The 22,925-nt window shown below is 38.7% G+C and carries 22 protein-coding genes; 10 read left to right on the top strand and 12 right to left on the bottom strand.

The features are described from left to right. Nucleotides 1-26 precede the first annotated feature (26 nt). From ACTJJG_RS07460 to ACTJJG_RS07445, 4 genes are all read right to left on the bottom strand, one after another. On the bottom strand, nt 27-950 hold the full coding sequence (locus ACTJJG_RS07460; protein WP_032056684.1) for an AEC family transporter: 924 nt from the start codon (nt 948-950) through the stop codon (nt 27-29). Nucleotides 951-1,006: 56 nt separating this feature from the next. Next, entirely contained in the window at nt 1,007-2,116 is a 1,110-nt protein-coding gene (locus tag ACTJJG_RS07455; protein ID WP_032056685.1) for an NADH:flavin oxidoreductase/NADH oxidase, read from the bottom strand. 9 nt (nt 2,117-2,125) lie between these two features. Continuing rightward, nucleotides 2,126-4,255: a TonB-dependent receptor family protein gene (locus ACTJJG_RS07450; RefSeq protein WP_032056686.1), complete on the bottom strand. Its 2,130-nt coding sequence runs from the start codon at nt 4,253-4,255 to the stop codon at nt 2,126-2,128. A gap of 134 nt (nt 4,256-4,389) precedes the next feature. Continuing rightward, entirely contained in the window at nt 4,390-4,956 is a 567-nt protein-coding gene (locus tag ACTJJG_RS07445; protein ID WP_032056687.1) for a DNA-3-methyladenine glycosylase, read from the bottom strand. Nucleotides 4,957-5,031: 75 nt separating this feature from the next. Between ACTJJG_RS07445 and mutM the strand changes: the two genes are divergently transcribed. Further along, nucleotides 5,032-5,856: a bifunctional DNA-formamidopyrimidine glycosylase/DNA-(apurinic or apyrimidinic site) lyase gene (mutM, locus tag ACTJJG_RS07440; RefSeq protein WP_032056688.1), complete on the top strand. Its 825-nt coding sequence runs from the start codon at nt 5,032-5,034 to the stop codon at nt 5,854-5,856. A gap of 19 nt (nt 5,857-5,875) precedes the next feature. Beyond that, nucleotides 5,876-6,166, top strand: a complete 291-nt coding sequence (locus tag ACTJJG_RS07435) for a peptidylprolyl isomerase (RefSeq protein WP_032056689.1) — start codon at nt 5,876-5,878, stop codon at nt 6,164-6,166. Nucleotides 6,167-6,254: 88 nt separating this feature from the next. Here ACTJJG_RS07435 and ACTJJG_RS07430 read toward each other — a convergent pair whose 3' ends face one another. From ACTJJG_RS07430 to typA, 4 genes are all read right to left on the bottom strand, one after another. Then, nucleotides 6,255-7,436, bottom strand: coding sequence for a maltoporin (locus tag ACTJJG_RS07430; protein WP_032056690.1), 1,182 nt, complete (start codon nt 7,434-7,436; stop codon nt 6,255-6,257). Nucleotides 7,437-7,633: 197 nt separating this feature from the next. Further along, the gene (locus tag ACTJJG_RS07425) at nt 7,634-7,975 is read right to left on the bottom strand and encodes a gamma-glutamylcyclotransferase family protein (RefSeq protein ID WP_032036936.1); all 342 of its coding nucleotides are present in this window, start codon (nt 7,973-7,975) and stop codon (nt 7,634-7,636) included. A 135-nt stretch (nt 7,976-8,110) separates the two neighbouring features. Then, complete coding sequence (gene mscL / locus ACTJJG_RS07420; protein WP_002116334.1) at nt 8,111-8,542, bottom strand: large conductance mechanosensitive channel protein MscL; 432 nt, start codon at nt 8,540-8,542, stop codon at nt 8,111-8,113. Between the two features lie 255 nt (nt 8,543-8,797). Continuing rightward, on the bottom strand, nt 8,798-10,633 hold the full coding sequence (typA, locus tag ACTJJG_RS07415) for a translational GTPase TypA (RefSeq protein WP_002116501.1): 1,836 nt from the start codon (nt 10,631-10,633) through the stop codon (nt 8,798-8,800). 178 nt (nt 10,634-10,811) lie between these two features. On the opposite strand from typA, the gene ACTJJG_RS07410 reads away from it, so the two are divergent. From ACTJJG_RS07410 to ACTJJG_RS07390, 5 genes are all read left to right on the top strand, one after another. Beyond that, a complete protein-coding gene (locus ACTJJG_RS07410) occupies nt 10,812-12,170 on the top strand; it encodes a uracil-xanthine permease family protein (RefSeq protein ID WP_372552716.1) in 1,359 nt (452 codons plus the stop codon). 64 nt (nt 12,171-12,234) lie between these two features. After that, nucleotides 12,235-13,248 (top strand): methyltransferase, encoded by a 1,014-nt coding sequence (locus ACTJJG_RS07405; RefSeq protein ID WP_002116028.1) that lies wholly within the window; start codon nt 12,235-12,237, stop codon nt 13,246-13,248. A 21-nt stretch (nt 13,249-13,269) separates the two neighbouring features. Further along, nucleotides 13,270-14,730 carry an amino acid permease gene (locus tag ACTJJG_RS07400; protein ID WP_014207587.1) on the top strand — a complete coding sequence of 487 codons (1,461 nt, stop codon included), beginning with the start codon at nt 13,270-13,272 and terminating at the stop codon, nt 14,728-14,730. 266 nt (nt 14,731-14,996) lie between these two features. Further along, a complete protein-coding gene (locus tag ACTJJG_RS07395; protein ID WP_005064298.1) occupies nt 14,997-16,202 on the top strand; it encodes an RtcB family protein in 1,206 nt (401 codons plus the stop codon). 3 nt (nt 16,203-16,205) lie between these two features. Next, nucleotides 16,206-16,364 carry a hypothetical protein gene (locus ACTJJG_RS07390; RefSeq protein WP_002116121.1) on the top strand — a complete coding sequence of 53 codons (159 nt, stop codon included), beginning with the start codon at nt 16,206-16,208 and terminating at the stop codon, nt 16,362-16,364. A gap of 124 nt (nt 16,365-16,488) precedes the next feature. Here the strand turns inward: ACTJJG_RS07390 and omp38 are convergent, their stop codons facing one another. Further along, nucleotides 16,489-17,529 carry an outer membrane protein Omp38 gene (gene omp38, locus ACTJJG_RS07385; protein ID WP_002116311.1) on the bottom strand — a complete coding sequence of 347 codons (1,041 nt, stop codon included), beginning with the start codon at nt 17,527-17,529 and terminating at the stop codon, nt 16,489-16,491. A 379-nt stretch (nt 17,530-17,908) separates the two neighbouring features. Between omp38 and ACTJJG_RS07380 the strand changes: the two genes are divergently transcribed. The 3 genes from ACTJJG_RS07380 (at nt 17,909) to ACTJJG_RS07370 (ending at nt 20,281) form a co-directional block, all read left to right on the top strand. Continuing rightward, the gene (locus tag ACTJJG_RS07380) at nt 17,909-18,424 is read left to right on the top strand and encodes a GspH/FimT family pseudopilin (protein WP_017400271.1); all 516 of its coding nucleotides are present in this window, start codon (nt 17,909-17,911) and stop codon (nt 18,422-18,424) included. Nucleotides 18,425-18,532: 108 nt separating this feature from the next. Then, nucleotides 18,533-19,708, top strand: a complete 1,176-nt coding sequence (locus tag ACTJJG_RS07375) for a thiolase family protein (RefSeq protein ID WP_014207591.1) — start codon at nt 18,533-18,535, stop codon at nt 19,706-19,708. 129 nt (nt 19,709-19,837) lie between these two features. After that, on the top strand, nt 19,838-20,281 hold the full coding sequence (locus tag ACTJJG_RS07370; protein ID WP_005072758.1) for a VOC family protein: 444 nt from the start codon (nt 19,838-19,840) through the stop codon (nt 20,279-20,281). 51 nt (nt 20,282-20,332) lie between these two features. Here ACTJJG_RS07370 and ACTJJG_RS07365 read toward each other — a convergent pair whose 3' ends face one another. The 3 genes from ACTJJG_RS07365 to ACTJJG_RS07355 all read right to left on the bottom strand — a co-directional run bounded on the left by ACTJJG_RS07365 (nt 20,333) and on the right by ACTJJG_RS07355 (nt 22,890). After that, a complete protein-coding gene (locus ACTJJG_RS07365) occupies nt 20,333-20,686 on the bottom strand; it encodes a DMT family transporter (RefSeq protein WP_002116446.1) in 354 nt (117 codons plus the stop codon). A gap of 82 nt (nt 20,687-20,768) precedes the next feature. After that, nucleotides 20,769-21,254 carry a DUF934 domain-containing protein gene (locus ACTJJG_RS07360; protein WP_017385604.1) on the bottom strand — a complete coding sequence of 162 codons (486 nt, stop codon included), beginning with the start codon at nt 21,252-21,254 and terminating at the stop codon, nt 20,769-20,771. Further along, the gene (locus tag ACTJJG_RS07355) at nt 21,247-22,890 is read right to left on the bottom strand and encodes a nitrite/sulfite reductase (RefSeq protein WP_372552714.1); all 1,644 of its coding nucleotides are present in this window, start codon (nt 22,888-22,890) and stop codon (nt 21,247-21,249) included. The genes ACTJJG_RS07360 and ACTJJG_RS07355 overlap by 8 nt, the downstream gene beginning before the upstream one ends. Nucleotides 22,891-22,925: the final 35 nt, after the last annotated feature.

Here is a 22,925-nt window from a genome sequence, read left to right as displayed (position 1 = left end):
GATGAGCCCCTTATGGGGCTTTTCTTTTACCACCACAGAGCAATAAGACAGCTCACCCCAATAAAACCAACAATTGTACTAATCATAAGCGGTGTTAACGCTTTTTCATTTAAGCCATAGGCTTGTCCAAAAATTCCAAAAGCAATCGGCATTGGTAAAGCAGCGATTAATGTTCCTGCGTAAAGCATTTCACGGCTTACATTTGGGGTTATTAAAAAAAGTGCAAAAATAACAGATGGCATTAGCACAACTTTAAATGTCGCTAACAAAACGCTTTCTATATTTATCGTTGTTATTCCAATACCTACTAAACTTCCGCCAATTGCAAACAAGGCCAAAGGCGAAGCTGTACGCCCAAGTAACTCTAGAGACTGATCAAGCGTCGCAGGAAGGTTAACATCTAAAAGAATGCACCCCATCCCAACCAAAATCGCGATAATGACAGGATTCTTGAGTAAGTTTAAAAATGTCTGTTTTAAAAGCGGTAAAAGATTTTGTTGTTGATGTAAACCAGCTTCGGCCAAAATGAGCATCAGCGCCACAATCAATAAATTCTCAATGATGAGTGTTAAAGAAATATAGATCGCAGCGTGATTACCTATCAACATGGTTAGAATAGCTGTTCCCATAAATCCAGTATTCGACATAGATGCCCCCATCGATATGACGGCGCTATGGGTTAAGCTATTTTTAAAATATTTTCTATAGAGAATAAAAGCAAAGAAAAATAAAATTAAAGACCCGCCACCATAAGCAAGAAAATAAGCTGGGTGCCAAATGTCTTGTAAGTTTTTATTTGCTAATGAGTGAATTAAAAAAGCTGGTAAGGAAATTTTAATTACGAATGCGCTAAGAGCCCTGATCTGTTCAGGTGTTACCAATTTGATGAGGACACAAACATAGCCCATCAATAGCAATATCAAGATAGGTAAAATAACCTGAAAAACCACTGACCGTCCTCACTTAGCGAAAGAAAAATGGGCAAAGATGACTTTGCCCAATACAATTAAAAAGAGTTAAAAAGCTGCTTTAATCCATGTGGTTGGCAACGTAAATACTGAGGCGCAATTTTAACTTCTGCCCCTAAAGCCGCTGCTGCATGCCAAGGCCATCTTGGGTCATATAACATTGCACGAGCAAGACCAATAGCATCAGCTTGCTGGTTTTCCAAAATTTGTTCAGCATGTTCTGGCTCAGTAATTAGCCCTACAGCAATGACCGGAATAGACACATGCTTTTTAACTTGTTCAGCAAATGGAACTTGGTAACCAGCCCCAATCGTAATAGATTGATGCTCGTGCAAACCACCACTAGACACATGCACATAGGCTGCGCCCAATTGCTCTAAAGCTTTTGATAAACCAACCGTAGATTCAACATCCCAGTGCTCGATACTCTCTAACCAATCGGTTGCAGACAGTCTAACACCAACAGGATAACCTTCTGGTACAGCGAGTTTAATTGCCTGAAGAACCTCAAGAGTCATACGCATACGGTTTTCTAAAGAACCGCCATATTCATCAGTACGCTGATTGGCAATTGGCGATAAGAATTGATGTAGTAAATAACCATGCGCAGCATGAACTTCAATCAACTTAAACCCAGCTTCTACAGCACGTTTTGCAGCCGCTGCAAAGTCTTGCTGAACTTGTTTAATCTCAGCAATAGTCAAAGCATGGGGCGCTGCATCATGAACAGAAAAGGTACTTTCACTTGGAGCAACCGTTTGCCAACCATGAGGCTGATTTTTTGCAATCTGACCTTTACCTAACCACGGTTTTTCAGTAGATGCTTTACGCCCTGCATGAGCTAACTGAATTCCAAATGGCATCGGTGAAAGTGTATGAACCTTAGCTAACAACGCTTTGATTTGGTCACGTTGCTGATCATTCCAAAGCCCAAGATCAGCATAGCTAATCCGACCTTCAGGTTGTACAGCAGTCGCCTCTACAATACAAAGGCCCGCACCAGACAATGCATAATTTGCCCATTGCTGTTCATGCCAATAGGTAATTTCACCGTCATCTGTTGCCGAATACTGGCACATCGGAGCAATTACAATTCTATTGACCAGTTGTAGTGAACCAAAGTTAACCGTTTCAAATAATTTTGCCATTTTTAATTCCTAGAATTGCTTAATTACACGTAAACCTGCACTCCAGTTACGTCCATCCGCTGGTTCAAAGTAACGTCCATTACCATCATTTACGATCACTGAACCTGCATAGTTTTTATCAAATAGGTTATCTACACGGGCAAAGCTATTCACTTTCCAGTCACCCATTACCCAGGCATAACCCACATTAGCTGAGGTTACACTGTAGCTTGGTGCTGCGTCACTGTTGGTATCATTCACGTATACTTTATCCATATACTGTACATCTACACCGCCATATAGACCGTGTGATGGCTGCCAAGCTAAAGAAGCATAAGCTTGGTTTTTAGCAATTCCAGGAATAGCATTGCCTGATGGGATTTGAGCAATACTTCCTAAAGCTGGAATATCAGCATCAAAAGTTGCATCTAAATATGTATAGCTAGCAGTCGCTGTTAAATCTCGCCACAACTTTTTATTCCATGCAAACTCTACGCCCTCACGTAAGGTTTTATCTGCATTACGAAAGCTTGATCGGCCATTTGAGTTTCCTGCTGAAACGATGTCATCTTTGGTTTTAGTTTGGAAAACCGCCAAAGTGAAATCACCGAATTGATTTTGTGACTTTAAGCCTGTTTCATAGGTATCGCTTGTAGATGCTGTTAAATCAAAATTAAAACCACTTTCTCCATCTGGACGATATGCCATTTCAGTAAAAGTTGGCGTTTCAAATCCTTTGGCATAACTCACATAGGCCATGAGTTCAGGTAAAATTTGCCAGCTTAAAGCAGCCGAAGGCAAAACTTTACTGTAATCAGTCTTACCACTATCGTCGCCATTACTTAAATAGTTATCTTTAGATTTGTAATGGACATTGCTATAGCGTACGCCTGTATCTAAACGCCACGCTGGTAAGAACTGCCATGACGCTTGTAAATAGGGATCGATATTCCACAAAGTATTATCTTCATCACGGCGCAAATTACCTTTGACACCATAAGAAGGCTGTCCGTTTACTAAATTAAAGTTTTCAAAACCTTTACGATCTTCATCCATTGCATCGAGTGCAACACCGACACTTAGCGTGGTATTAGGAAGTAACTCTTTGCCCGTCCAACGGAAGTCAGCGCCATAATAATCACGTTCAAAATCAATCACCCCGCCTGCATGATTGATGCTGGCATCTTGTGTTGATTTAGGTATAGATTGATATTGAGTAACTTGGCGATTACCTAAATATACCATGGCATAGAGTTCATTTTTATCATTAATCGGTTTAGACCATGTCACCCCCGTTTGAGTTTGTTCAATATCTTTACGGACATTAAATTGCTTTAAAAATGGAACTTGTTGCTTTGGATTAGCATTCCACTGGTCATGCGTTAAACCCTGCGGGTCGTCTGCATGAATTTTGACATAGTTGGTTATCCAGTTGATTTTGCTACCATCATCAAGATCCCAACTGAGCTTTGCATTATTTAGTACTTTTTCTGCACCGCTATGTTCTCGGTAACCATCAGTATCGAAATACGATGAACTAATAACATAGCTTGGTTCATTCGCACCCTTTGCTCCACCTTGTAGCACGAGCCCTGCTCGGCTTTTATCGTGACTGCCTCCCGAATAGCTCAGCTCAATTGAATCTTTGCCTTGCCCTTCTTTAGTAGAAGTTAAAATTGTCCCACCCGATGAGTTTCCATAAAGTGAAGAAAAAGGTCCTGTTAGAACTTCGACATGGTCCAGACTACTTAAATCGATATTAGACGTTTGGCCTTGTCCATCCGGCATTGTTGCAGGAATACCGTCCACATATAGGCGAATGCCTCGAACACCAAAAGTAGAACGTGCACCAAAACCACGCATAGATAACTGTAAATCTTGTGCATAATTTTCACGATTGCGAAGCTGTAAACTCGGTATACCCTTTACAACTTCGGTTAAATTTACTTGTGAAGAAGTATCGACTTGAGGTGCATCTATCCGGAAAACCGAAGCTGGTGTCTGTAAATAGGTTGTATCTGTACGAGTTGCTTCCACATGTAATGTTGGCAATACAGTTACGTCTTGTGTTAAATCTTCTGCCCAAACAAGTGGGCTAGAAATACAGCCCATACTCATCAAAATACAGTAATGAAGTCGGTCTAAGCGTAATAAGGACATGCTTATTTCCTTTATTTATATTGTAGTTATGATAACAAAAAGCGGTGTCTTGTCTGGATATTGAATTCGATCTGCATTGTTGTAAATCTGGAACACTCTTCCTCGATATCTAAAAACTGATTTCCAGATTAAAATTATCGACTCAAAGATGGATGATCTTTCCAGCAATATCGTTCAGGCCAATGTTTTGCTTCTTCGGCATAATCAATTCCAATCCGTGGTGTTAAAACAACTTCTGGTTGCGTTGATGCTGCTTCAACCCACAGTCCAGACTCCTCTCCCAAGATTTGTCCCTTTAAAGATCGATCAATCCCTAAATAGCGTGTCAATTTGCCGGGCCCAGCTAAAAGCTTATATTCTTTTTTGGTTGAAGCACCATTTAAAAATGCAGAACGAATCATTACCCCTTCAGGCACACCTTCTGTCTGAGTAATAAGATTGAGCATTTCATACATGCCATAAATTAAATAGACGTAAATTGTGCCACCAGGGCAATACATTACCTCTGTTCGAGCGGTGCGTTTGTTATTGTAACTATGGCAAGCTTTATCACGAACGCCCAAATAAGCTTCAGTTTCACTAATTGTACAGCGGATCACTTGGCCATCAGGTTGTTGCTTACACAATACGCAGCCGATTAAATCATAAGCTACTTCTGAGGTTTCTCGTTGAAACCAGCTTAATGGTAAAATATCTGACATAGTAATCTCTGAAATATTACATACCACACGTTATACTTGATTAATCCAGTATATCTGTTAATTCTGCGAGTTGGCATGCCTGAGTTACCCGAAGTCGAAACCACCAAAACCAGTTTATTTCCATTATTGAATCAAAAAGTTCTAAGTGTTGAAGTACGCAATCCTAGCTTACGCTGGCCTATACCAGATGATGTTCAGAAACTTGTTGGGCAACGTCTCATTGGGTTAAATCGACGTTCAAAATATATTTTGGCAGAGTTTGAACAAGATCAAATGCTTTGGCATTTAGGCATGTCAGGAAGCTTTCGTCTAACCGAGCCAAATGACGAACTGAGAAAGCATGACCATCTGATTATTCAATTTGAAGATCAGCAATTACGTTACCATGACCCTCGCCGTTTTGGTTGTATTCTTTGGCTTAATCCCGAGACTCAAGGCAAACTCATAGATACTTTAGGACCTGAACCTTTAAGTACTGACTTTCATGCAGAATATTTAGCTTCAAAACTCAAAAATAAATCTGTCGGCATAAAAATTGCACTCATGGATAATCATGTAGTCGTCGGTGTAGGCAATATTTATGCAACTGAAAGTTTGTTTAATGTTGGTATTCACCCAGCACAGCCTGCTGGTGACTTAAGCATGCAACAAATTGAGAAACTTGTTGTCGAGATTAAGCGCATTTTAAAGTCGGCAATTGATTTAGGTGGCTCGACATTACGAGACTACAGCAATGCCATGGGAGAAAATGGTTATTTTCAGCAAACATTGCTCGCGTATGGTCGTGCTGGAGAAATGTGTGTTAACTGTGAAACCACATTAGAAAACTTAAAACTTGGTCAGCGTGCCAGCGTATTTTGCCCACAGTGCCAACCGCTTAAAAAGCTGAGAAAGCCTTAATTTTTTGGAGGAAGACAACATGCAAACAGCAATTGTCCGACATATTTTAGTTAAAGATAAAGACTTAGCTGAGCAGCTAAAAAAGAAGCTTCAAAGTGGCGCTGACTTTGCCAAACTTGCCAAGCAATACTCTACCTGTAATTCGGCAAAACGTGGTGGTGAACTTGGTGAAATCAAAAAAGGGCAATTGGTACCCGTCATCGACAAAGTTGTTTTTACAGCTGCTGAACGTGTGTTACAAGGTCCGATCAAAAGTCAGTTTGGCTATCATCTTTTAGAAGTTAAATTCAGAATGGGTAGCTTAAGATAAGCCCCCTCACAAGTTAATTTAAATTCATAAACAATAGCCCAGTTACTCAATAAAAGAGGCCATTACCGACCTCTTTTATTTTTTAAATTTACCACCAATATTCTAGTTGCATGCCAAAATTTGACCCATGTCCTGTGTTATAAAAATCACTATCAGGATATAAACGATCTCTCAAATTTTGTTCATCCTTGTTCCAAAAAGCATAGGTGTAATACAACCGAAGTTCAGGTCTGTCGTAATATCCTGTCTCTTTTAGTGACCAAGTTGGTGCAATAGTCAATTTTGTTAGGCTTCGATTTTGATCATTGTTATCTATCCGGTCATAGCCAATTTCAGTCGATATTTTAAAATGGTCTTGTACAACATAAGCCATTCTGGAGCCTATGGAAAACCATTCACTATCATTCTGATTCTTAAATTTATCTTTTTGATATATAAATTGAGCCTGTCCATTGAAAACTTTATTTTCAGATTCCCAATCTAAAACTTCAATGAATCTTAAAGAAGAATTATCTCGGTCCAACTCAGGGTTGCCAGTATAACTTAACCCCATACCTGTCCCTTCGCCATATTGCAAAGCAACTGTATTCTTACCATTTAAGACATCGGAAGTTATATTCTGCAATGTTAAGGCCCAACCTGTATGATCTGCATCAATAATAGATAAGCCTGTATTCAGTTTATTTGTATCGTTTAGTTGAATGTCTTTTAGGGTAAAGTCATGTCTATTAATATATTTCTTTTGAAATATATTATCTTTTCTAGAAAAAACATAACTTAATGACAGGTCATTAATTTTATAATTATCGATCCCGAACCCTGTTCCGCTTTGGTTCCAATAAAATAAATCAGACATATGAATATCATTTCGATTATAAAATCTTCTGCCTAACCAAAGATTTGCTCCATTTAAATAAGAAATATTTTTCCAATCTAGATAGATTTGATTTAGCCGCGTATAGCCATCGTCACCACTAAAACTTAAACTTTGACCATACTGATTATAAAATTGAAGCATTCCATTGATACTAATCTCAGAATTATCATTCAATTTTAGAAGATTCTGTTTGGCAAATAGCTCCGCATATTGTTCACATTCATTTCCAAGACGATATTTTGAAGGTGCGCCAGTGAGCTGAAAACATTCTTGTAATTCCCCGCTCTCTGTAACTCCTATACCTGTACGTACATATCCTCCAATTTCAGTAGCGAAAGTAATTTGCGATATGGCATAAAACGTAGTTCCAATAATCCAAGGAGACTTCTTCATTTAAAATTCCTTTTTAAGTGTGAGTTTTCCACACTCACTTATATTCCAAGCAAGGTTGGATAAAAGAACTAATGATTATTAGAAAGAAAACGAAGACTATGTGTGATTTGAAAAGGCTCAAACAAGAGCCTCTATATATTATTTTTTAAATTAGATCTAAAAGAGAAAAATTGAGTTCGTGAAGTCAGCTTTTGTATTTAAATATTTTTAGCATGAGCATTCATTTGATATGTCCAAGCTTTAACAGTTTCCCCTGATTCAAGCATTACATCTACTATAACTCGTTCATATTGAAAGCCTTCAAAATCATCAAGCATCTGCCAGTTTTCAGCAAGTTTTTCTGTGCTAAATAGATAGCCTTCTACCCACTCCGCCTGAGGATCTAACACAATTGCTTTTAAGCCTTGATCTGGTCCCCAATCTAAAATATGTATGATTCCTCTTACCGAAGCTTTGGTCCACGTTCCCCCAATCTGTTCGAGAATATGTGCATTTGCTTTATTTGGACATAATGTTCCATACACAAAAAGCTGATTCATTAATTTATATACCTTTTACAATATGCTGAGTTGAAATTCTCTCTACTGGCAATGTTACCAATAGTTTTAGTACAACATAAAATACTAAGTAATAAAAAACGGTACTCAAGGCACCGTTTTTTATTTCAAATCTTATTAAGCTTGCTTTTTTAACTCATCACGAATTTCACGCAACAATTGAATGTCTTCTGGAGTTGCAGCTGGAGCCTCTGGCTCTTCTTTATTACGGCGAAGTTTATTTAATAATTTCACCATTAAGAACACAACCCACGCCAGAATAATAAAGTTAATTAAAATGGTGAGGAAATTACCATAAGTTAAAACATTAATACCTGCTTTTTGCAAAGCATCTAAAGATTGCAAGTTATTAGGGTTTGCACCTAATACAATGAATTTTTGTGAAAAATCAACACCACCACCAGTAATTACAGTGATAAGTGGCATGATAATATCTTTCACTAAAGAGTCCACGATTTTGCCAAAAGCACCACCAATAATCACACCAATGGCTAAATCCATCATATTGCCTTTAACGGCAAATTCTTTAAATTCTTGAATAATACTCATCTAAACATCTCCAGATGTCGGGGGCAGAAACACGTCATATTTTTCTTTTTCATTGGCATCTTATCGAATTAGATAGTTCTCGCCATGATATTGATAATTTAATATTTTTATCAAAAAAAGAAAGCTATTTCACACTTTAACAACATATTCGTTTACAAGAAAAATATGATTTTAAACTTACTTTAATTTCAAATATAACGATTAAAAAAACCGCTAAATTAATTTAGCGGTTTCTTCTTTTTCAATTAAGAAAAATTATTTATCACGATTACGTTTACGTTCATTTTCAGTTAAATAACGCTTACGGATACGGATTGATTTAGGTGTTACTTCAACTAATTCGTCGTCTTCAATGAATTCAAGCGCTTGTTCAAGCGTATATTCAATTGCAGGTACTAAAGTTAAAGCATCATCTGTACCAGATGCACGAACGTTAGTTAATTGTTTCGCTTTAGTCGGGTTTACAACCATATCGTCTGAACGAGAGTTAATACCCACGATCATACCTTCGTAAACTTCTAACTGTGGTTTAGCGAATAAACGACCACGGTCTTGTAAACTGAACAATGCATAGCCCAAGCAAGTACCTTGAACCATAGAGATCAATACACCGTTTTGACGTTTCGCAACAGTACCTTGTTTAACAGGACCATAATGCGAGAAGCTTGAAGTCATGATCCCTGTACCAGAAGTCATGGTCAAGAATTCAGAACGGAAACCGATCAAACCACGTGAAGGTACAGTTGCTTCAATACGGATACGGCCTTTACCGTCAACTTCCATATTGGTCATCTCGCCTTTACGGTGACCCATTTGTTCCATTACAGCACCTTGATGCTGTTCTTCAACGTCAAAAGTTACGTTTTCATAAGGCTCTTGTCTTTCACCATCAATTTCTTTGATGATTACTTGTGGACGAGATACGCCCATTTCGAAACCTTCACGACGCATGTTTTCAATTAAAACTGAAAGATGAAGTTCACCACGGCCAGATACTTTGAAACGGTCTGGACTGTCAGTGTCTTCAACACGTAAAGCTACGTTATGAATTAATTCGCGATCAAGACGTTCACGGATATTACGTGAAGTTACGAACTTACCTTCTTTACCAGCAAACGGAGAGTTGTTTACTTGGAAAGTCATAGATACTGTAGGTTCATCTACAGATAAAGCTGGTAATGCTTCAACATTTTTCGGATCACAAATCGTGTCAGAAATGTTAAGTGCGTCGATACCAGTAATACATACGATATCACCAGCAGATGCTGACTCAACATCAATACGCTCTAAACCATGGTAACCCATGATTTTTAAGATACGACCGTTACGTGTATTGCCTTCTTTGTCAATTACAGTAACAGGAGTATTTAATTTTACTGAACCACGTTGAATACGACCAACACCGATAACACCTACGAAGCTGTTATAGTCAAGTGATGAAATCTGCATTTGGAATGGACCATCAACGTCAACTGCTGGTGGTTCAACGATGTCTACAATCGTTTCGAACAACGGAGTCATGTCTTCTGCAAGTTCTTCTGGAGCAGGACCCGCTACACCACGTAAACCTGATGCATAAACGATTGGGAAATCTAATTGCTCATCAGTTGCACCAAGGTTATCAAATAAATCAAATACTTGATCAATAACCCAATCTGGACGTGCACTTGGTTTGTCAACTTTGTTAATAATAACAATTGGTTTTAAACCACGAGCAAAGGCTTTTTGTGTCACAAAGCGAGTTTGTGGCATTGGGCCTTCTTGAGAGTCAACTAAAAGTAATACGCAGTCAACCATCGACATAACACGTTCTACTTCACCACCGAAGTCGGCGTGTCCCGGGGTATCCACGATGTTGATACGGTAAGTTGTATCAGTACGTTTATCTAACCAAGTAATAGAAGTGTTCTTTGCAAGAATGGTAATACCACGTTCACTTTCAAGCGCATTTGAGTCCATGACACGCTCAATCTCGCCTGCTCGTTCACCGAGAGCACCAGATTGCTGAAGTAGTTTATCGACAAGTGTGGTTTTCCCGTGGTCGACGTGCGCAATAATTGCGATATTACGGAGATTTTTGATATCTGACATGAAAATTCGAAACGCCTGAAATTTGAGGGCAAATTATACAGAAAAACACTACTCTTGAGTAGTGACAGTTTATTGACATTGACAAAAAAATTTTCCAATAGCCTGTATTTCGTTTTGTAAAGATAGGTATCTCGATTAGAATAGCGCCAATTTGCGAAATTGCGGCGTACCTACACCCATGTCCAATCAACACTCTCAAGACCATCTTGACCTTGTTTATGGCTTAGATGATCGACCAAAACCTTTGATCGCTTTTTTAGCAGCTTTCCAGCATTTGCTTGCGATTATTGTACCAATTGTTACACCAGGGCTTTTAATTTGTTTAGCTTTAGGCGTATCACGCACCGAAACTAACATGATTTTATCTATGTCTTTGGTGATTTCGGGTATTGCTACATTTCTTCAATGTAAAAAAGTCGGCCCGTTTGGTGCAGGTCTTCTGATTGTACAAGGCACAAGCTTTAACTTTATTGGACCAATTATTGGTATTGGTAGTGCAATGGTTGCCGCAGGAACTCCTGTAAACCAAGTTATGGCTGCAATTTTTGGTGTAGTAATTGCTGGCTCCTTTATTGAAATGGGTGTTTCGCAAATTCTTCCATGGGTAAAAAGATTAATTACTCCCTTGGTGACTGGTATTGTTGTTCTATTAATTGGCTTAACGCTTATTAAGGAAGGCTTGATTAGTATGGGTGGTGGCTACCAAGCCATGCAAGACCATACTTTTGCAAGTGCAGACAACCTTATTATGTCATGTACCGTACTTGCTATTATTATTGTGCTAAACCGCATTCGGGTGGTTTGGATTAAAACTTCAGCAATCTTAATTGCTTTAGTAATTGGTTACATTCTTGCAGGATTTATGGGTTACCTAGATTTCTCAGGTATTAAAGATGTGCCTCTTGTACAGATTCCAACGCCAATGCACTTTGGTTTAAGCTTTTCTTGGGGCTTATTCATTCCAATGGCTTTTATCTATTTAGTTACATCTTTAGAAGCGATTGGTGACGTGACTGCAACCAGTAAACTTTCAAACCAACCCGTTAATGGTCCAGAATGGATGAAACGCATTAAAGGCGGTGTTTTAGTAAATGGTGCAAACTCTTTATTAGCTGGATTATTTAATACTTTCCCAAGTTCTGTTTTTGCTCAAAATAATGGTGTAATCCAACTCACTGGGGTTGCAAGTCGTTATGTGGGTATCTGGATTGCTGCTTTACTTATTTTATTGGGCTTATTTCCAGCAGTAGCTGGTGTAATACAAGCAGTTCCTCAAGCAGTTTTAGGTGGTGCTGTGATGGTCATGTTCGGTGCGGTTGCTGCATCAGGCATTAACATTCTTTCATCGATTCACCTTGATCGCAGAGCACTTTTGATTATCGCAATTTCACTTGCATTAGGTTTGGGTGTTGCTCAAGTTCCTCAAATTTTGGAACACCTACCAGAATTATTTAAAAATATTTTTAGCTCTGGCGTAGCGACGGGTGGTATAGCAGCATTAATTTTAAATGTTGTACTTCCTGAAACACATAAATAACTATTTTTTTAATTTTGATTACTGCCCAGTTTCCACTGGGCATTCTTCTTCATGAGAGATGTACATGGATCCTAGAAGTGAAGTGATATTAAGACAGCAAGACTATTTAAAAGGTAGAATCTTGTTCATTAATGCACCGAATGATGCCTTAGTTAGTCAACTACCAGCTGATATTGATGCGTCAGTCTGGACATGGAACCATGCTGACTACCAGAGCTTTATAAATAGTGGAACAAATGCGCATTTCTCAGTTGAGTTTCCATTACAAGAATTCGATCAAGCTGTCATTTTTGTTCCCAAATCTAAAGAACTGTTAAATTACATATTGCATGTCGTAATGAGCAATCTTAAAACTGCTCAATCTGTTTTTTTAGTAGGTGAAAAAAAAGGTGGTGTTGAACGCGCTGCCAAACAATTACAAAGCTTCGGCAAAGTACTTAAACTTGATAGTGCACGTCACTGTCAGCTATGGCACTTAAAGATTGAAAAAACAGAACAGCTTAAACCTCTCGAAAGTTGGCTTAAAACTTACACTGTTCATGTTAATGAACAAGAGCTTACGATTTGTGCCCTTCCCGGTGTATTTAGTCAAAATCATCTAGATGTCGGAACTGCTGTTTTACTCCCTTATCTTAATCAGGTGAAATCAGGTAGAATTGCCGACTTCGGGTGTGGTGCTGGAATTATCAGTTGCTATTTGGCAAAAATAAATTCAAGTAATATTATTCATGCCCTAGATATTGATGCTTTCGCTTTACGGTCAACGGAAATGACTTTTAGTCGAAATGGAATAGGTTCAGACCAGTTGAGATTGCAGCCTGTTACAGGAATTGCAGACGCTCCAACAGAACTCGATGCCATTGTCAGTAATCCCCCTTTTCATCAGGGTATTCATACCAACTATGATGCAAGTGAAGGACTCTGCCAGAACGCTAAAAAACATTTAAAGGCATCAGGTGAGCTATGGATTGTAGCAAACCGTTTTTTAAACTATCCGATCTTAATTGAGAAGCACTTTGGTCAGTGCCAGATTAAAACTGATCATCAAGGCTTTAAGGTGTTATATGCCTGTGCATAACAAACTATGTAAGGAATCTCCATGAGCGAAACACATGCTCCTGAAAAACTCCAGCGTAAGCTTGGGGCTCGTCATCTGAATATGATCGCCATTGGTGGTTCCATTGGTACAGGCCTCTTCCTTGCTTCTGGATCAACCATTGCAAACGCTGGCCCTGGTGGAGCGCTACTCGCCTATTCACTCATTGGCATTATGATTTACTTCTTAATGACCAGCTTAGGTGAGCTTGCAACTCACACACCAACATCCGGTGCCTTTTTTACTTATGGCAGTCGTTATGTCGAAGAAGGCTTTGGTTTCGCTCTAGGCTGGAACTATTGGTATAACTGGGCAATTACGGTTGCATTCGAACTTGTTGCGGTTCAATTTATTATGAAGTTCTGGTTCCCTGATATTCCAGGGTTCTATTGGAGTGCCCTGTTCCTTATCGTTATCTTTCTGATCAATGCCATGACAGTAAAGGGATTTGGGGAAAGCGAATTCTGGTTTTCGATGGTTAAAGTAATTGCGATTGTTGCATTTATTATTATTGGCTTAGCCATGATCATCAAGATTATGCTAACTCCAGGTGTTGCAACCTTTGGTAACTGGACCTATAAAGAGGCACCTTTTGTAGGCGGTTTACAAGCCATGATTGGTGTAGCAATGATTGCCGGATTCTCTTTCCAAGGAACCGAAATGGTTGGGGTTGCTGCAGGCGAATCAAAAGATCCAAAGAAGACAATTCCACTTGCAATCAAACAGATTTTCTGGCGAATCTTATTATTCTATATCCTCTGTATTTTCATTATCGGCACTCTGATTGCCTATGATGACCCGAATTTACTGCAAGCAGCTGCCACTGAAGATATCGCACTATCTCCATTTACATTGCTTTATGAAAGAGTAGGTTTTGCTTTTGCTGCGAGTTTAATGAATGCTGTCATTCTTACTGCTATTTTATCAGCAGGTAATTCAGGCATGTATTCCTCAACTCGTATGTTGTTTAAAATGGCTCAAGAAGGCCGTGCACCAAAGTGGTTTGCAAAACTCGATGGTCGTGGCGTTCCAATGAACGCGCTATATGCAACGACGTTTATTGCTGCATTCTGTTTCTTAACGACATTTATTGGTGAAAAACAAGTATTTAACTGGCTACTCAATATGTCGGGTATGTGTGGTTTTATTGTTTGGTTAGGAATCGCGATTTCACACTATCGTTTCCGTAAAGGATACATTGCTCAAGGCTATAAATTAGAAGATTTAGCATATCGTGCCAAGTTTTTCCCATTTGCACCTTGGTTTGCATTTATTCTCTGTTCAATCATTATCTTAGGACAGAACTACCAAGCCATTTTAGGTGGAAAAATTGATTGGTTAGGCTTACTTTCAACTTATATTAGCTTGCCACTGTTCTTGATCATTTGGTTAGGTTATAAGTGGAAAAATAAAACCAAATTGATCTCTTACGATCAAATGAACGTCAAACCTGAGCAAGATTAAAACTGGTCATTAAAGTAAATCAAAGATCAAAAGCTTGATCTTTGATTTAAAAAGCGTAAAATGCCGTTCAGATTTTCAACGGCACTTTTAAATAAGGAGGACATCATGCCATTAGTACAAGGTAAAACAGATTAAATAATTTGGCACGATGTCAGCTCACGGACAAGTGTACAAATTCACACCACTTGTCCGAATGCTTAAACTTAGAACCTAGCATTCGCTAGGTTTTTTTATGCCTATTCGGACGGAAAAATAAGAGAAAAATTATGGGCATACAAAAAATATTAAACAAGGAGGCACTCTATGGTGTCCCTGTTAAAATTTTCACTCAAGATATAGATAGTGAAAGTATAGAACAACTCAAAAAAATGGCTCAGCTGCAATTCATCTATTCTCACATTGCAGTTATGCCTGATGTGCATGTGGGTAAAGGCGCTACTGTAGGTAGTGTTATTCCAACCAAACACGCCATTATTCCTGCTGCTGTAGGAGTTGACATTGGATGTGGGATGAATGCAATTCGCTTGAGTTTAAAGGCTTCACAATTACCTGATAACTTAAGTCGTTTGCGTGATGCAATTGAACGTAAAGTCCCTGTTGGCTTTGCTTTGCATAAACAAGTCAAAGCGAAAGCTTCTAGCATTATTCCACTTGAAAAATGCTTAGAACCAATTATCAAAAAGCATCCTGGTCTTGTCCGAATGCTTCGACAATTTGATGCAACATGGCAAAAGCAACTTGGGACTTTGGGTGGTGGTAATCACTTTATAGAGTTATGTATTGATGAGAATCAAGACGTATGGGTAATGCTACATTCAGGTAGCAGAGGGCTTGGTAATGTTATTGGTACTTACTTTATTGAGTTAGCCAAAAAAGAAGCTCAGCATCGCTTTGGCCATGTTCCTGATAAAGACTTAAGTTATTTTGCTGAAGGCTCAAAAAGTTTTGATGATTATGTAGAAGCTGTAGAGTGGGCACAAGAATATGCTTTTGAAAACCGCAAAGAGATGATGCGATTAATTTTAGAAGCGATCCGCCCTCCTCTCCCTTCTTTTCAAATGACAAAAGAAGCGATTAATTGTCATCATAATTATGTAAGCCGTGAAACACATTTTGGCGAAAATCTATTGATTACCCGAAAAGGTGCAATTAGAGCAGGCTTAGATGAGTTAGGTATTATTCCAGGTTCAATGGGAGCACGATCTTATATCGTTAAAGGCAAAGCAAATCCTGAATCATTTTGTTCTTGTTCTCATGGCGCTGGTCGCAAGATGAGCAGAAGTAAAGCAAAAGTTCTTTTTAATCAGCAAGATCTTATTGAACAAACCCAAGGTATTGAATGCCGTAAAGACAGTGGCGTTGTCGATGAAATTCCAAGCGCCTATAAAGACATTGATGAAGTCATGGCGAATCAGTCAGACCTCATTGAAGTCGTTCACACACTTAAACAAGTTTTATGTATTAAAGGTTAAAACATGAAAATTAAAGAAATGTCAAAAATCAAAGTCCGTAATCAAGTGGCTCTTTCCCCTTTACTTCACAAAGGTGGAATACATGAAACAGAGAAACCTCGTGCTCAACATCGTAGAGATAGACAAGACGCTAAACAGCAATTGAAGAAAGGTGTTTGGTAAATAATTTAAACCAAGATCGAAAGTAATTATTATTAAGGAGACATAGAAATGACTAAATATTTTAAAAATCGCAATAAAAAAAGCGACTCTAACGAGTCGCTTTTTTACTGTTCAAAAACTCAAATTATTGAGCTTGTTGACCAGGTTGAACAACTACAGTACGGCTACCAGTGATTGTCGCGAATACACGACGGTTCATAGCACGACCTTCTTTAGTTTTGTTGTCAGCAATCGGTTGATCCCAAGCGAAGCCTTGAGTAGACAAACGAGATGCATCAACGTTGTATTCGTTTACAAGAGCTGATTTAACAGAGTTAGCACGAGCTAAAGATAAACGTTCGTTCAATTTACGTGGACCAGTGTTATCTGTGTGACCTTCGATACGTGCAGTAGCGTTAGGGTATTCAGTTAACTTCTCAGCAACTTTAGCGATTTCTGGTTTGTATTGGTCTTTGATATTTGATTTGTTAGTATCAAAGAACACGCGAAGTTCCATGTTAAGATCTTCAGTTAACTCTTGTGGTTGTGGAGCAACTGGAGTTGGTTCAACTGGAGCAACTTCCACTACAGGAGCAGCAGGCTTCAAGTGACCACCAAGAACTACGTTCAAACCAGCAAGAGCTGTATAGTTCCAGAATTTTTCGTCAAAGTTATAAGTACCACGAGCTTCTGTACGAAGAGATAAAGCATCATTCAAGCGGTAGAAAGCACCTACACCTGCGTTACCTAAAGTACCTTCTTCGCCATCATGATATGCTAAACGAGCATCATCAAACTCATATTTGTAGTGACCAGCACCTAACAATACATATGGCTTAATTTTGCTGTCATAGTTTTTTGTGATTAAATCAGAAGTAACATAGAAATTACCATTGATTTGTTTTTGTTTGTATTCACCGTAGTTAGGATCTACATCACCTTTAACTTGGTTATATTCAGCTTCGAAACCTAACCATGGTGTTAACTCAATACCAAGAGCTGCACCAACGAATAAATCGTCTTGTAATTCAGGTCCGTTAGTTAACTCGCCTTTGTCACCACCATTGTTGTGTTGGCTGTCTTGGAAAGTGTAACCAAGCAATAATGGAGTAACAGTTACGCCAGCATTAGCAGCAGCTAATGGAGCAGCGACAAGCATAGCAAGTGCAATACGACTCAATTTCATGGATATCCTCCAGAGATAACAATTGTTGTTCAAGCTCAGCCTAAATTTATTGGCCCCTGAGATATTTTCACCCCAGTATTATTTTTAAGCTATTCACATTTGAATCATACAAACACTTGATAGACTTTCCAAGTGCTTGATAATTTTAATCAAGTAAATTATTGACAAAATTACTTACAATTTCCGTTGTAATTCGGTAATTTTTCACTCAACTAGCAAATATGAACAACTTCTTTCTTTCGCTTACGGTGATTTTACCAGTATTCTAGCATCCTGATAACCTTTATTTAATTTTGTGTTTCCTCACTATAAAAATCATTATAAATCATTGATAGAAAGCATAAAATCAAAACACCTATTTATATATTAAGGAATTTTAATGTTTAAATCTCCCGGTTTCACGTTGTTGGAACTCGCTATAACGCTCGCAATTCTTATGATTATGGCCACTATAGCGCTTCCTTTATATCATCAATTTATGGCTTCTGTAGAATTAAAAAATTCGTCTCGACTACTCACAATTCATATACAAAAAGCCAAATACGACGCAATTCTACGACATAAGAGTGTCGTACTTTGCCCAAGTGTTGATTTGTCTACATGTAATAGTAACTGGGATACAAGTCTTATAAGCTTTGTAGACACGAATCAGAATCTACAAAGAGAAAATAATGAAGAAGTATTAACCAATGTTGAATTTGCTCATCGCTACGGTTCTTTAAAATTTCAAAAGTTTGGAAAAAAACTAAATAGTATTGTATTTCAGGGCGACACAGGACTCCCACGCGAATCTAACGGCACTTTTACTTACTGTTCTTATAACCAGCTTAAAAACTTTAAATTAATTCTCAGCAAAATGGGACACACCCGTTTAGAAGACCTTAAAAATTGTTAGAACTCTACAGTCTAATGCAGAAGATATCTCTCTTTGATTTTTGCAATATACTGCCTAGGTTTTAAACATTTCTTATTTTGAGATTAAGAACAATCGGAGATTACAACAATGACTGACATCGTAATTGTAAATGGTGCTCGTACTGCCATGGGTGGTTTTCAAGGATCACTATCAGGACTTACAGCGCCTGAATTAGGTGCGGTAACGATTAAAGAAGCAATCGCACGAGCAGGTTTACAGCCTACTGATGTCGAAGAAGTTATTATGGGTTGTGTACTGCCTGCTGGCCTAAAGCAAGGCCCAGCACGTCAAGCGATGCGTAAAGCTGGCTTACCAGACTCTACAGGTGCAGTAACGATTAACAAGCTTTGTGGTTCTGGCATGAAAGCTGTTATGCAAGCCGCTGATATGATTAAAGCAGGTAGTGCTGAAGTTGTTGTTGCCGGCGGCATGGAGTCTATGACAAATGCACCTTATGTTTTACCAAAAGCACGAGCTGGCTACCGCATGGGCCATGGTGAAATTAAAGATCATATGTTCTTTGACGGGCTTGAAGATGCTGAAACTGGGCGTTTAATGGGTTCTTTTGCTCAAGATATGGCAAATACTCGTGGCTATACACGTGAGCAAATGGATGACTTTGCGATTCGCTCTTTGAAACGTGCTCAAACAGCAATTACTGAAGGTTATTTCAAAGACGAAATCGTTCCAGTTACCGTACCTAGTCGTAAAGGTGATGTCGTTGTTGATCAGGATGAACAACCTTTAAATGCCAAGATTGACAAGATTCCTTCACTCAAACCAGCTTTTGCAAAAGACGGTACGATTACCGCCGCAAATGCAAGTTCTATTTCGGATGGTGCGTCTGCATTAGTATTAACTTCAAGTGAAGTTGCAGCACAGCGCGGTTTACAACCACTTGCGAAAATTATCGCGACAGCATCAAACTCTCAGCATCCTTCAGAATTTACGATCGCTCCAGTTGGTGCTATTGAAAAAGTTCTTAAAAAAGCGGGATGGAATGCTCAAGACGTCGATCTTTGGGAAATTAACGAAGCTTTTGCTATGGTTACAATGTGTCCAATTGATGATTTCAAACTTGATGCAGAGAAAGTGAATATCAATGGCGGTGCTTGTGCACTAGGTCACCCTGTAGGTTCTACGGGCTCTCGTATTATTCTTACACTTATTCATGCACTGAAACGTACTGGCGGTAAAAAAGGTATTGCTGCACTCTGTATTGGTGGTGGTGAAGCAACAGCGGTTGCAATTGAACTCATTTAATCCAAATTCATTATTTTAAAATCCCACTTCGGTGGGATTTTTTATGAAAAAACTACAAAAAATGACCCACAAAATCACTTTTAAGTTTTAACTTATTCCTTTAAACGAAAACAACAATGGACAATAACAATGCAACTCAATCACTATCTCAATTTCCAAGGTCAAGCAGAACAAGCCTTTAACTTTTATAAATCAGTATTTGGTGGTGAATTCGGTATGTTAAGCCGTTATGGTGATATGCCAGCGCCTGAAGGTGTGACCTTATCGGAAGCCGACAAAAATCTGGTTCTACATGTTTCTTTACCAATTAATGAGTACACTGTGCTTATGGCCTCAGATACAAATGATCAGTTTTGTGCCCCTAACAGCGTTTTTACCCAAGGAAATAATCACTATATCTCGATCAACCTTGAAAAAGATGAGCAAGAAAAAGCAAAACAACTTTTTGATGCTTTATCTGTTAATGGTCAAATTGAAATGCCTTTAGAAAAAACGTTCTGGGGCGCATTGTACGGTGCTTTTACCGATCAGTTCGGTATAAAGTGGATGGTTAACTGCCAGCTCGATACCTAATATGTTCAATATTTAGCCCTTATAGAGATACTTAATATTTCTATAAGGGCTTTAAACATCGATATTGGAATATTGCGCAATAATCATTAAGCCTACAGTAATAAAACCAATTCCCACCCATCCTGCCACATCGATATTCTGACCAAGAAAAATCTTTGCCAAAAAAGCTGTTGCTAATACACCTATCCCAGACCAAAGCACATATAAGATTCCAGCTTGCATATATTTCAAAGCAATAGCAGCGCATGCAAAAGAAATAATATACAAGACCAGAGCAATACCCTGAGCTGTTTTATTGACTAAGCCATTCCCCTTAGCAGAATAAAATGTTGAGAGTACATCTGTCGCAATAGCAAAAAGTAGCCACCAAGCACCAGGATTTATTTTTGAAATTAAACCTAACATTGTTGTTCTTCAGTTGAGTCATTTAAAAATTATTCATAAAAAAAAGCTGAACCTGAGTTCAGCCTTTATATTTAAAAACTATTTAAGCGCCAGTTTGATAACTTGCTTGAGGTACGGCTGTTGAAGCTTGGTACGGGTTGGTAAAGTCTTGCAAACCAGCTGCCGCTTCTTGCACATCTTTACCTTCTTTAATCACAAAACTATCAAAACCTGAACGTTTTAAATAGTTTAAGACATCCTTAAACACATCACCAGTTGCACGCAACTCACCTTGGAAACCTTGACGACGTAGTAGTGCAGCGAATGAATAACCACGACCATCACCAAAACCCGCAAACTCAATGAAGATTGCATCAAGTTCATTTAATGGAAATGTGTGCTCTTCAGGTGAATCATTTACAGTCACATACAAAGCTTTTTTGCCTTGAACGTTAGCTAATTGATCGAGTTGAGCTGTTGTTACAACAACATCACCTTGGGGAATAACACCATCTTCAGCAATGATTTGATAAGTATTATCTGTAATCGTGCCATCTTTATAAAGCACTGGTAGAGCTGTATTAAGCATATGCACGCTCCTTAAATGGTTGAATTCCTACACGGCGATATGTATCAACAAAACGCTCACCTTCAGTACGTAGATCAAGATAAGTATTCAATACTTCTTCAATAACATCAGGCACAGCATCTGCTGCAAAAGATGGTCCTAAGATGTCACCGATCGATGCATCATGGTCTGAATTACCACCTAATGTAATTTGGTAGAATTCAGCACCTTTCTTATCTACACCTAAAATACCGATGTTACCTACGTGGTGGTGACCACAAGCATTCATACAACCAGAAATATTTAGATCCAAATGACCAAGATCATAAACTTTGTCTAAGTCATCAAAACGACGTGTAATCGCTTCAGCAATTGGAATTGATTTCGCATTTGCAAGTGAACAGAAATCACCGCCTGGGCAACTAATGATATCGGTAATAAAGCCGATATGTGCACGCGCCATATTTTGTTGTTCAAGCGCTTGCCATACATCGAACAAATCTTTTTGAGGTACATCCGCCAAAGCAATGTTTTGTTCGTGAGTCGTGCGAAGTTCACCAAACGTATATTTATCAGCAAGATCTGCAATAAAATTCATTTCTTCGGTGGTCATATCACCCGGTGCGATGCCTGCACGTTTTAAAGAAATCGTAACAATACGATAGCCCTTTACTTTATGTGCATGCGTATTGATGTTGAACCACTGTTTGAATTTTGGATGCTCAGCAAATAAAGCTGTGAAGTCTTCATCTGCTAAATCTTGGTAAGCAAATGGAGTGAACTCTTCATCCAGTTTTTTCAAGATTTCTGGCTGAATCTTTAATGCTTGACGTGTATGTTCAAATTCAGCTTCAACTTTTTGTGCAAACACTTCAGGAGTTAATGCCTTAACTAGAATTTTGATACGCGCTTTATATTTGTTATCACGACGGCCATGCAAGTTATAAACACGTAAAACCGCTTCTAAGTAAGCAATTAAATCTTCACGTGGTAAAAACTCACGAATCACACTACCGATGATAGGGGTACGGCCTAAACCACCACCAGCCATAATTTTATAGCCGATCTCGCCTGCTTCATTACGCACGATATAAACACCAATATCGTGGAATGCAGTTGCCGCACGATCTTTTTCTTCAAGTGCAGAAACAGCAATTTTGAACTTACGTGGCAAGAATGCAAATTCTGGGTGGAATGTACTCCACTGACGAATCAACTCACATGTTGGACGTGGGTCTGCAATTTCACCAGCAACCACACCTGCATATTGGTCAGTTGTCGTGTTACGAATACAGTTACCACTGGTTTGAATGGCATGCATTTGTACAGTTGCAAGTTCAGCCAAAATGTCTGGCACATCTTCAAGTGCAGGCCAGTTTAACTGAATGTTTTGACGTGTAGATACATGTGCATAGCCACGGTCATAAGCAGTTGAAACTTCAGCAACTTTACGTAATTGTTTAGAATTCATTAAGCCATACGGCACAGCAATACGCAGCATAGGCGCATAACGTTGCACATATAAACCATTTTGCAAACGTAATGGACGATATTCGTCTTCAGAAAGTTTGCCAGCTAAATAGCGTTCTGTTTGATCACGGAACTGAGCAACTCGTTCATTAACCAGTTGCTGGTCGAAATCGGTATATAAATACATGGCGTATGGCTAGTAGATTCATTATTAAGGCGGAT

This window comes from Acinetobacter sp. 22512 (assembly GCF_052044755.1).
In the GTDB taxonomy this organism is placed as follows: Bacteria; Pseudomonadota; Gammaproteobacteria; order Pseudomonadales; family Moraxellaceae; genus Acinetobacter; species Acinetobacter pittii.
The sequence above is the reverse complement of the archived record's forward strand: the minus strand, read 5'-3'. Positions and strand labels throughout refer to the sequence as shown.

Excerpts from the sequence above, each read along its gene's own strand:
- ACTJJG_RS07455 (WP_032056685.1), bottom strand. The coding sequence starts at position 2,116 with ATGGCAAAATTATTTGAAACGGTTAACTTTGGTTCACTACAACTGGTC.
- ACTJJG_RS07450 (WP_032056686.1), bottom strand. The coding sequence starts at position 4,255 with ATGTCCTTATTACGCTTAGACCGACTTCATTACTGTATTTTGATGAGT.
- ACTJJG_RS07445 (WP_032056687.1), bottom strand. The coding sequence starts at position 4,956 with ATGTCAGATATTTTACCATTAAGCTGGTTTCAACGAGAAACCTCAGAA.
- mutM (WP_032056688.1), top strand. The coding sequence starts at position 5,032 with ATGCCTGAGTTACCCGAAGTCGAAACCACCAAAACCAGTTTATTTCCA.
- ACTJJG_RS07435 (WP_032056689.1), top strand. The coding sequence starts at position 5,876 with ATGCAAACAGCAATTGTCCGACATATTTTAGTTAAAGATAAAGACTTA.
- ACTJJG_RS07430 (WP_032056690.1), bottom strand. The coding sequence starts at position 7,436 with ATGAAGAAGTCTCCTTGGATTATTGGAACTACGTTTTATGCCATATCG.
- ACTJJG_RS07425 (WP_032036936.1), bottom strand. The coding sequence starts at position 7,975 with ATGAATCAGCTTTTTGTGTATGGAACATTATGTCCAAATAAAGCAAAT.
- mscL (WP_002116334.1), bottom strand. The coding sequence starts at position 8,542 with ATGAGTATTATTCAAGAATTTAAAGAATTTGCCGTTAAAGGCAATATG.
- typA (WP_002116501.1), bottom strand. The coding sequence starts at position 10,633 with ATGTCAGATATCAAAAATCTCCGTAATATCGCAATTATTGCGCACGTC.
- ACTJJG_RS07410 (WP_372552716.1), top strand. The coding sequence starts at position 10,812 with ATGTCCAATCAACACTCTCAAGACCATCTTGACCTTGTTTATGGCTTA.
- ACTJJG_RS07405 (WP_002116028.1), top strand. The coding sequence starts at position 12,235 with ATGGATCCTAGAAGTGAAGTGATATTAAGACAGCAAGACTATTTAAAA.
- ACTJJG_RS07400 (WP_014207587.1), top strand. The coding sequence starts at position 13,270 with ATGAGCGAAACACATGCTCCTGAAAAACTCCAGCGTAAGCTTGGGGCT.
- ACTJJG_RS07395 (WP_005064298.1), top strand. The coding sequence starts at position 14,997 with ATGGGCATACAAAAAATATTAAACAAGGAGGCACTCTATGGTGTCCCT.
- ACTJJG_RS07390 (WP_002116121.1), top strand. The coding sequence starts at position 16,206 with ATGAAAATTAAAGAAATGTCAAAAATCAAAGTCCGTAATCAAGTGGCT.
- omp38 (WP_002116311.1), bottom strand. The coding sequence starts at position 17,529 with ATGAAATTGAGTCGTATTGCACTTGCTATGCTTGTCGCTGCTCCATTA.
- ACTJJG_RS07380 (WP_017400271.1), top strand. The coding sequence starts at position 17,909 with ATGTTTAAATCTCCCGGTTTCACGTTGTTGGAACTCGCTATAACGCTC.
- ACTJJG_RS07375 (WP_014207591.1), top strand. The coding sequence starts at position 18,533 with ATGACTGACATCGTAATTGTAAATGGTGCTCGTACTGCCATGGGTGGT.
- ACTJJG_RS07370 (WP_005072758.1), top strand. The coding sequence starts at position 19,838 with ATGCAACTCAATCACTATCTCAATTTCCAAGGTCAAGCAGAACAAGCC.
- ACTJJG_RS07365 (WP_002116446.1), bottom strand. The coding sequence starts at position 20,686 with ATGTTAGGTTTAATTTCAAAAATAAATCCTGGTGCTTGGTGGCTACTT.
- ACTJJG_RS07360 (WP_017385604.1), bottom strand. The coding sequence starts at position 21,254 with ATGCTTAATACAGCTCTACCAGTGCTTTATAAAGATGGCACGATTACA.
- ACTJJG_RS07355 (WP_372552714.1), bottom strand. The coding sequence starts at position 22,890 with ATGTATTTATATACCGATTTCGACCAGCAACTGGTTAATGAACGAGTT.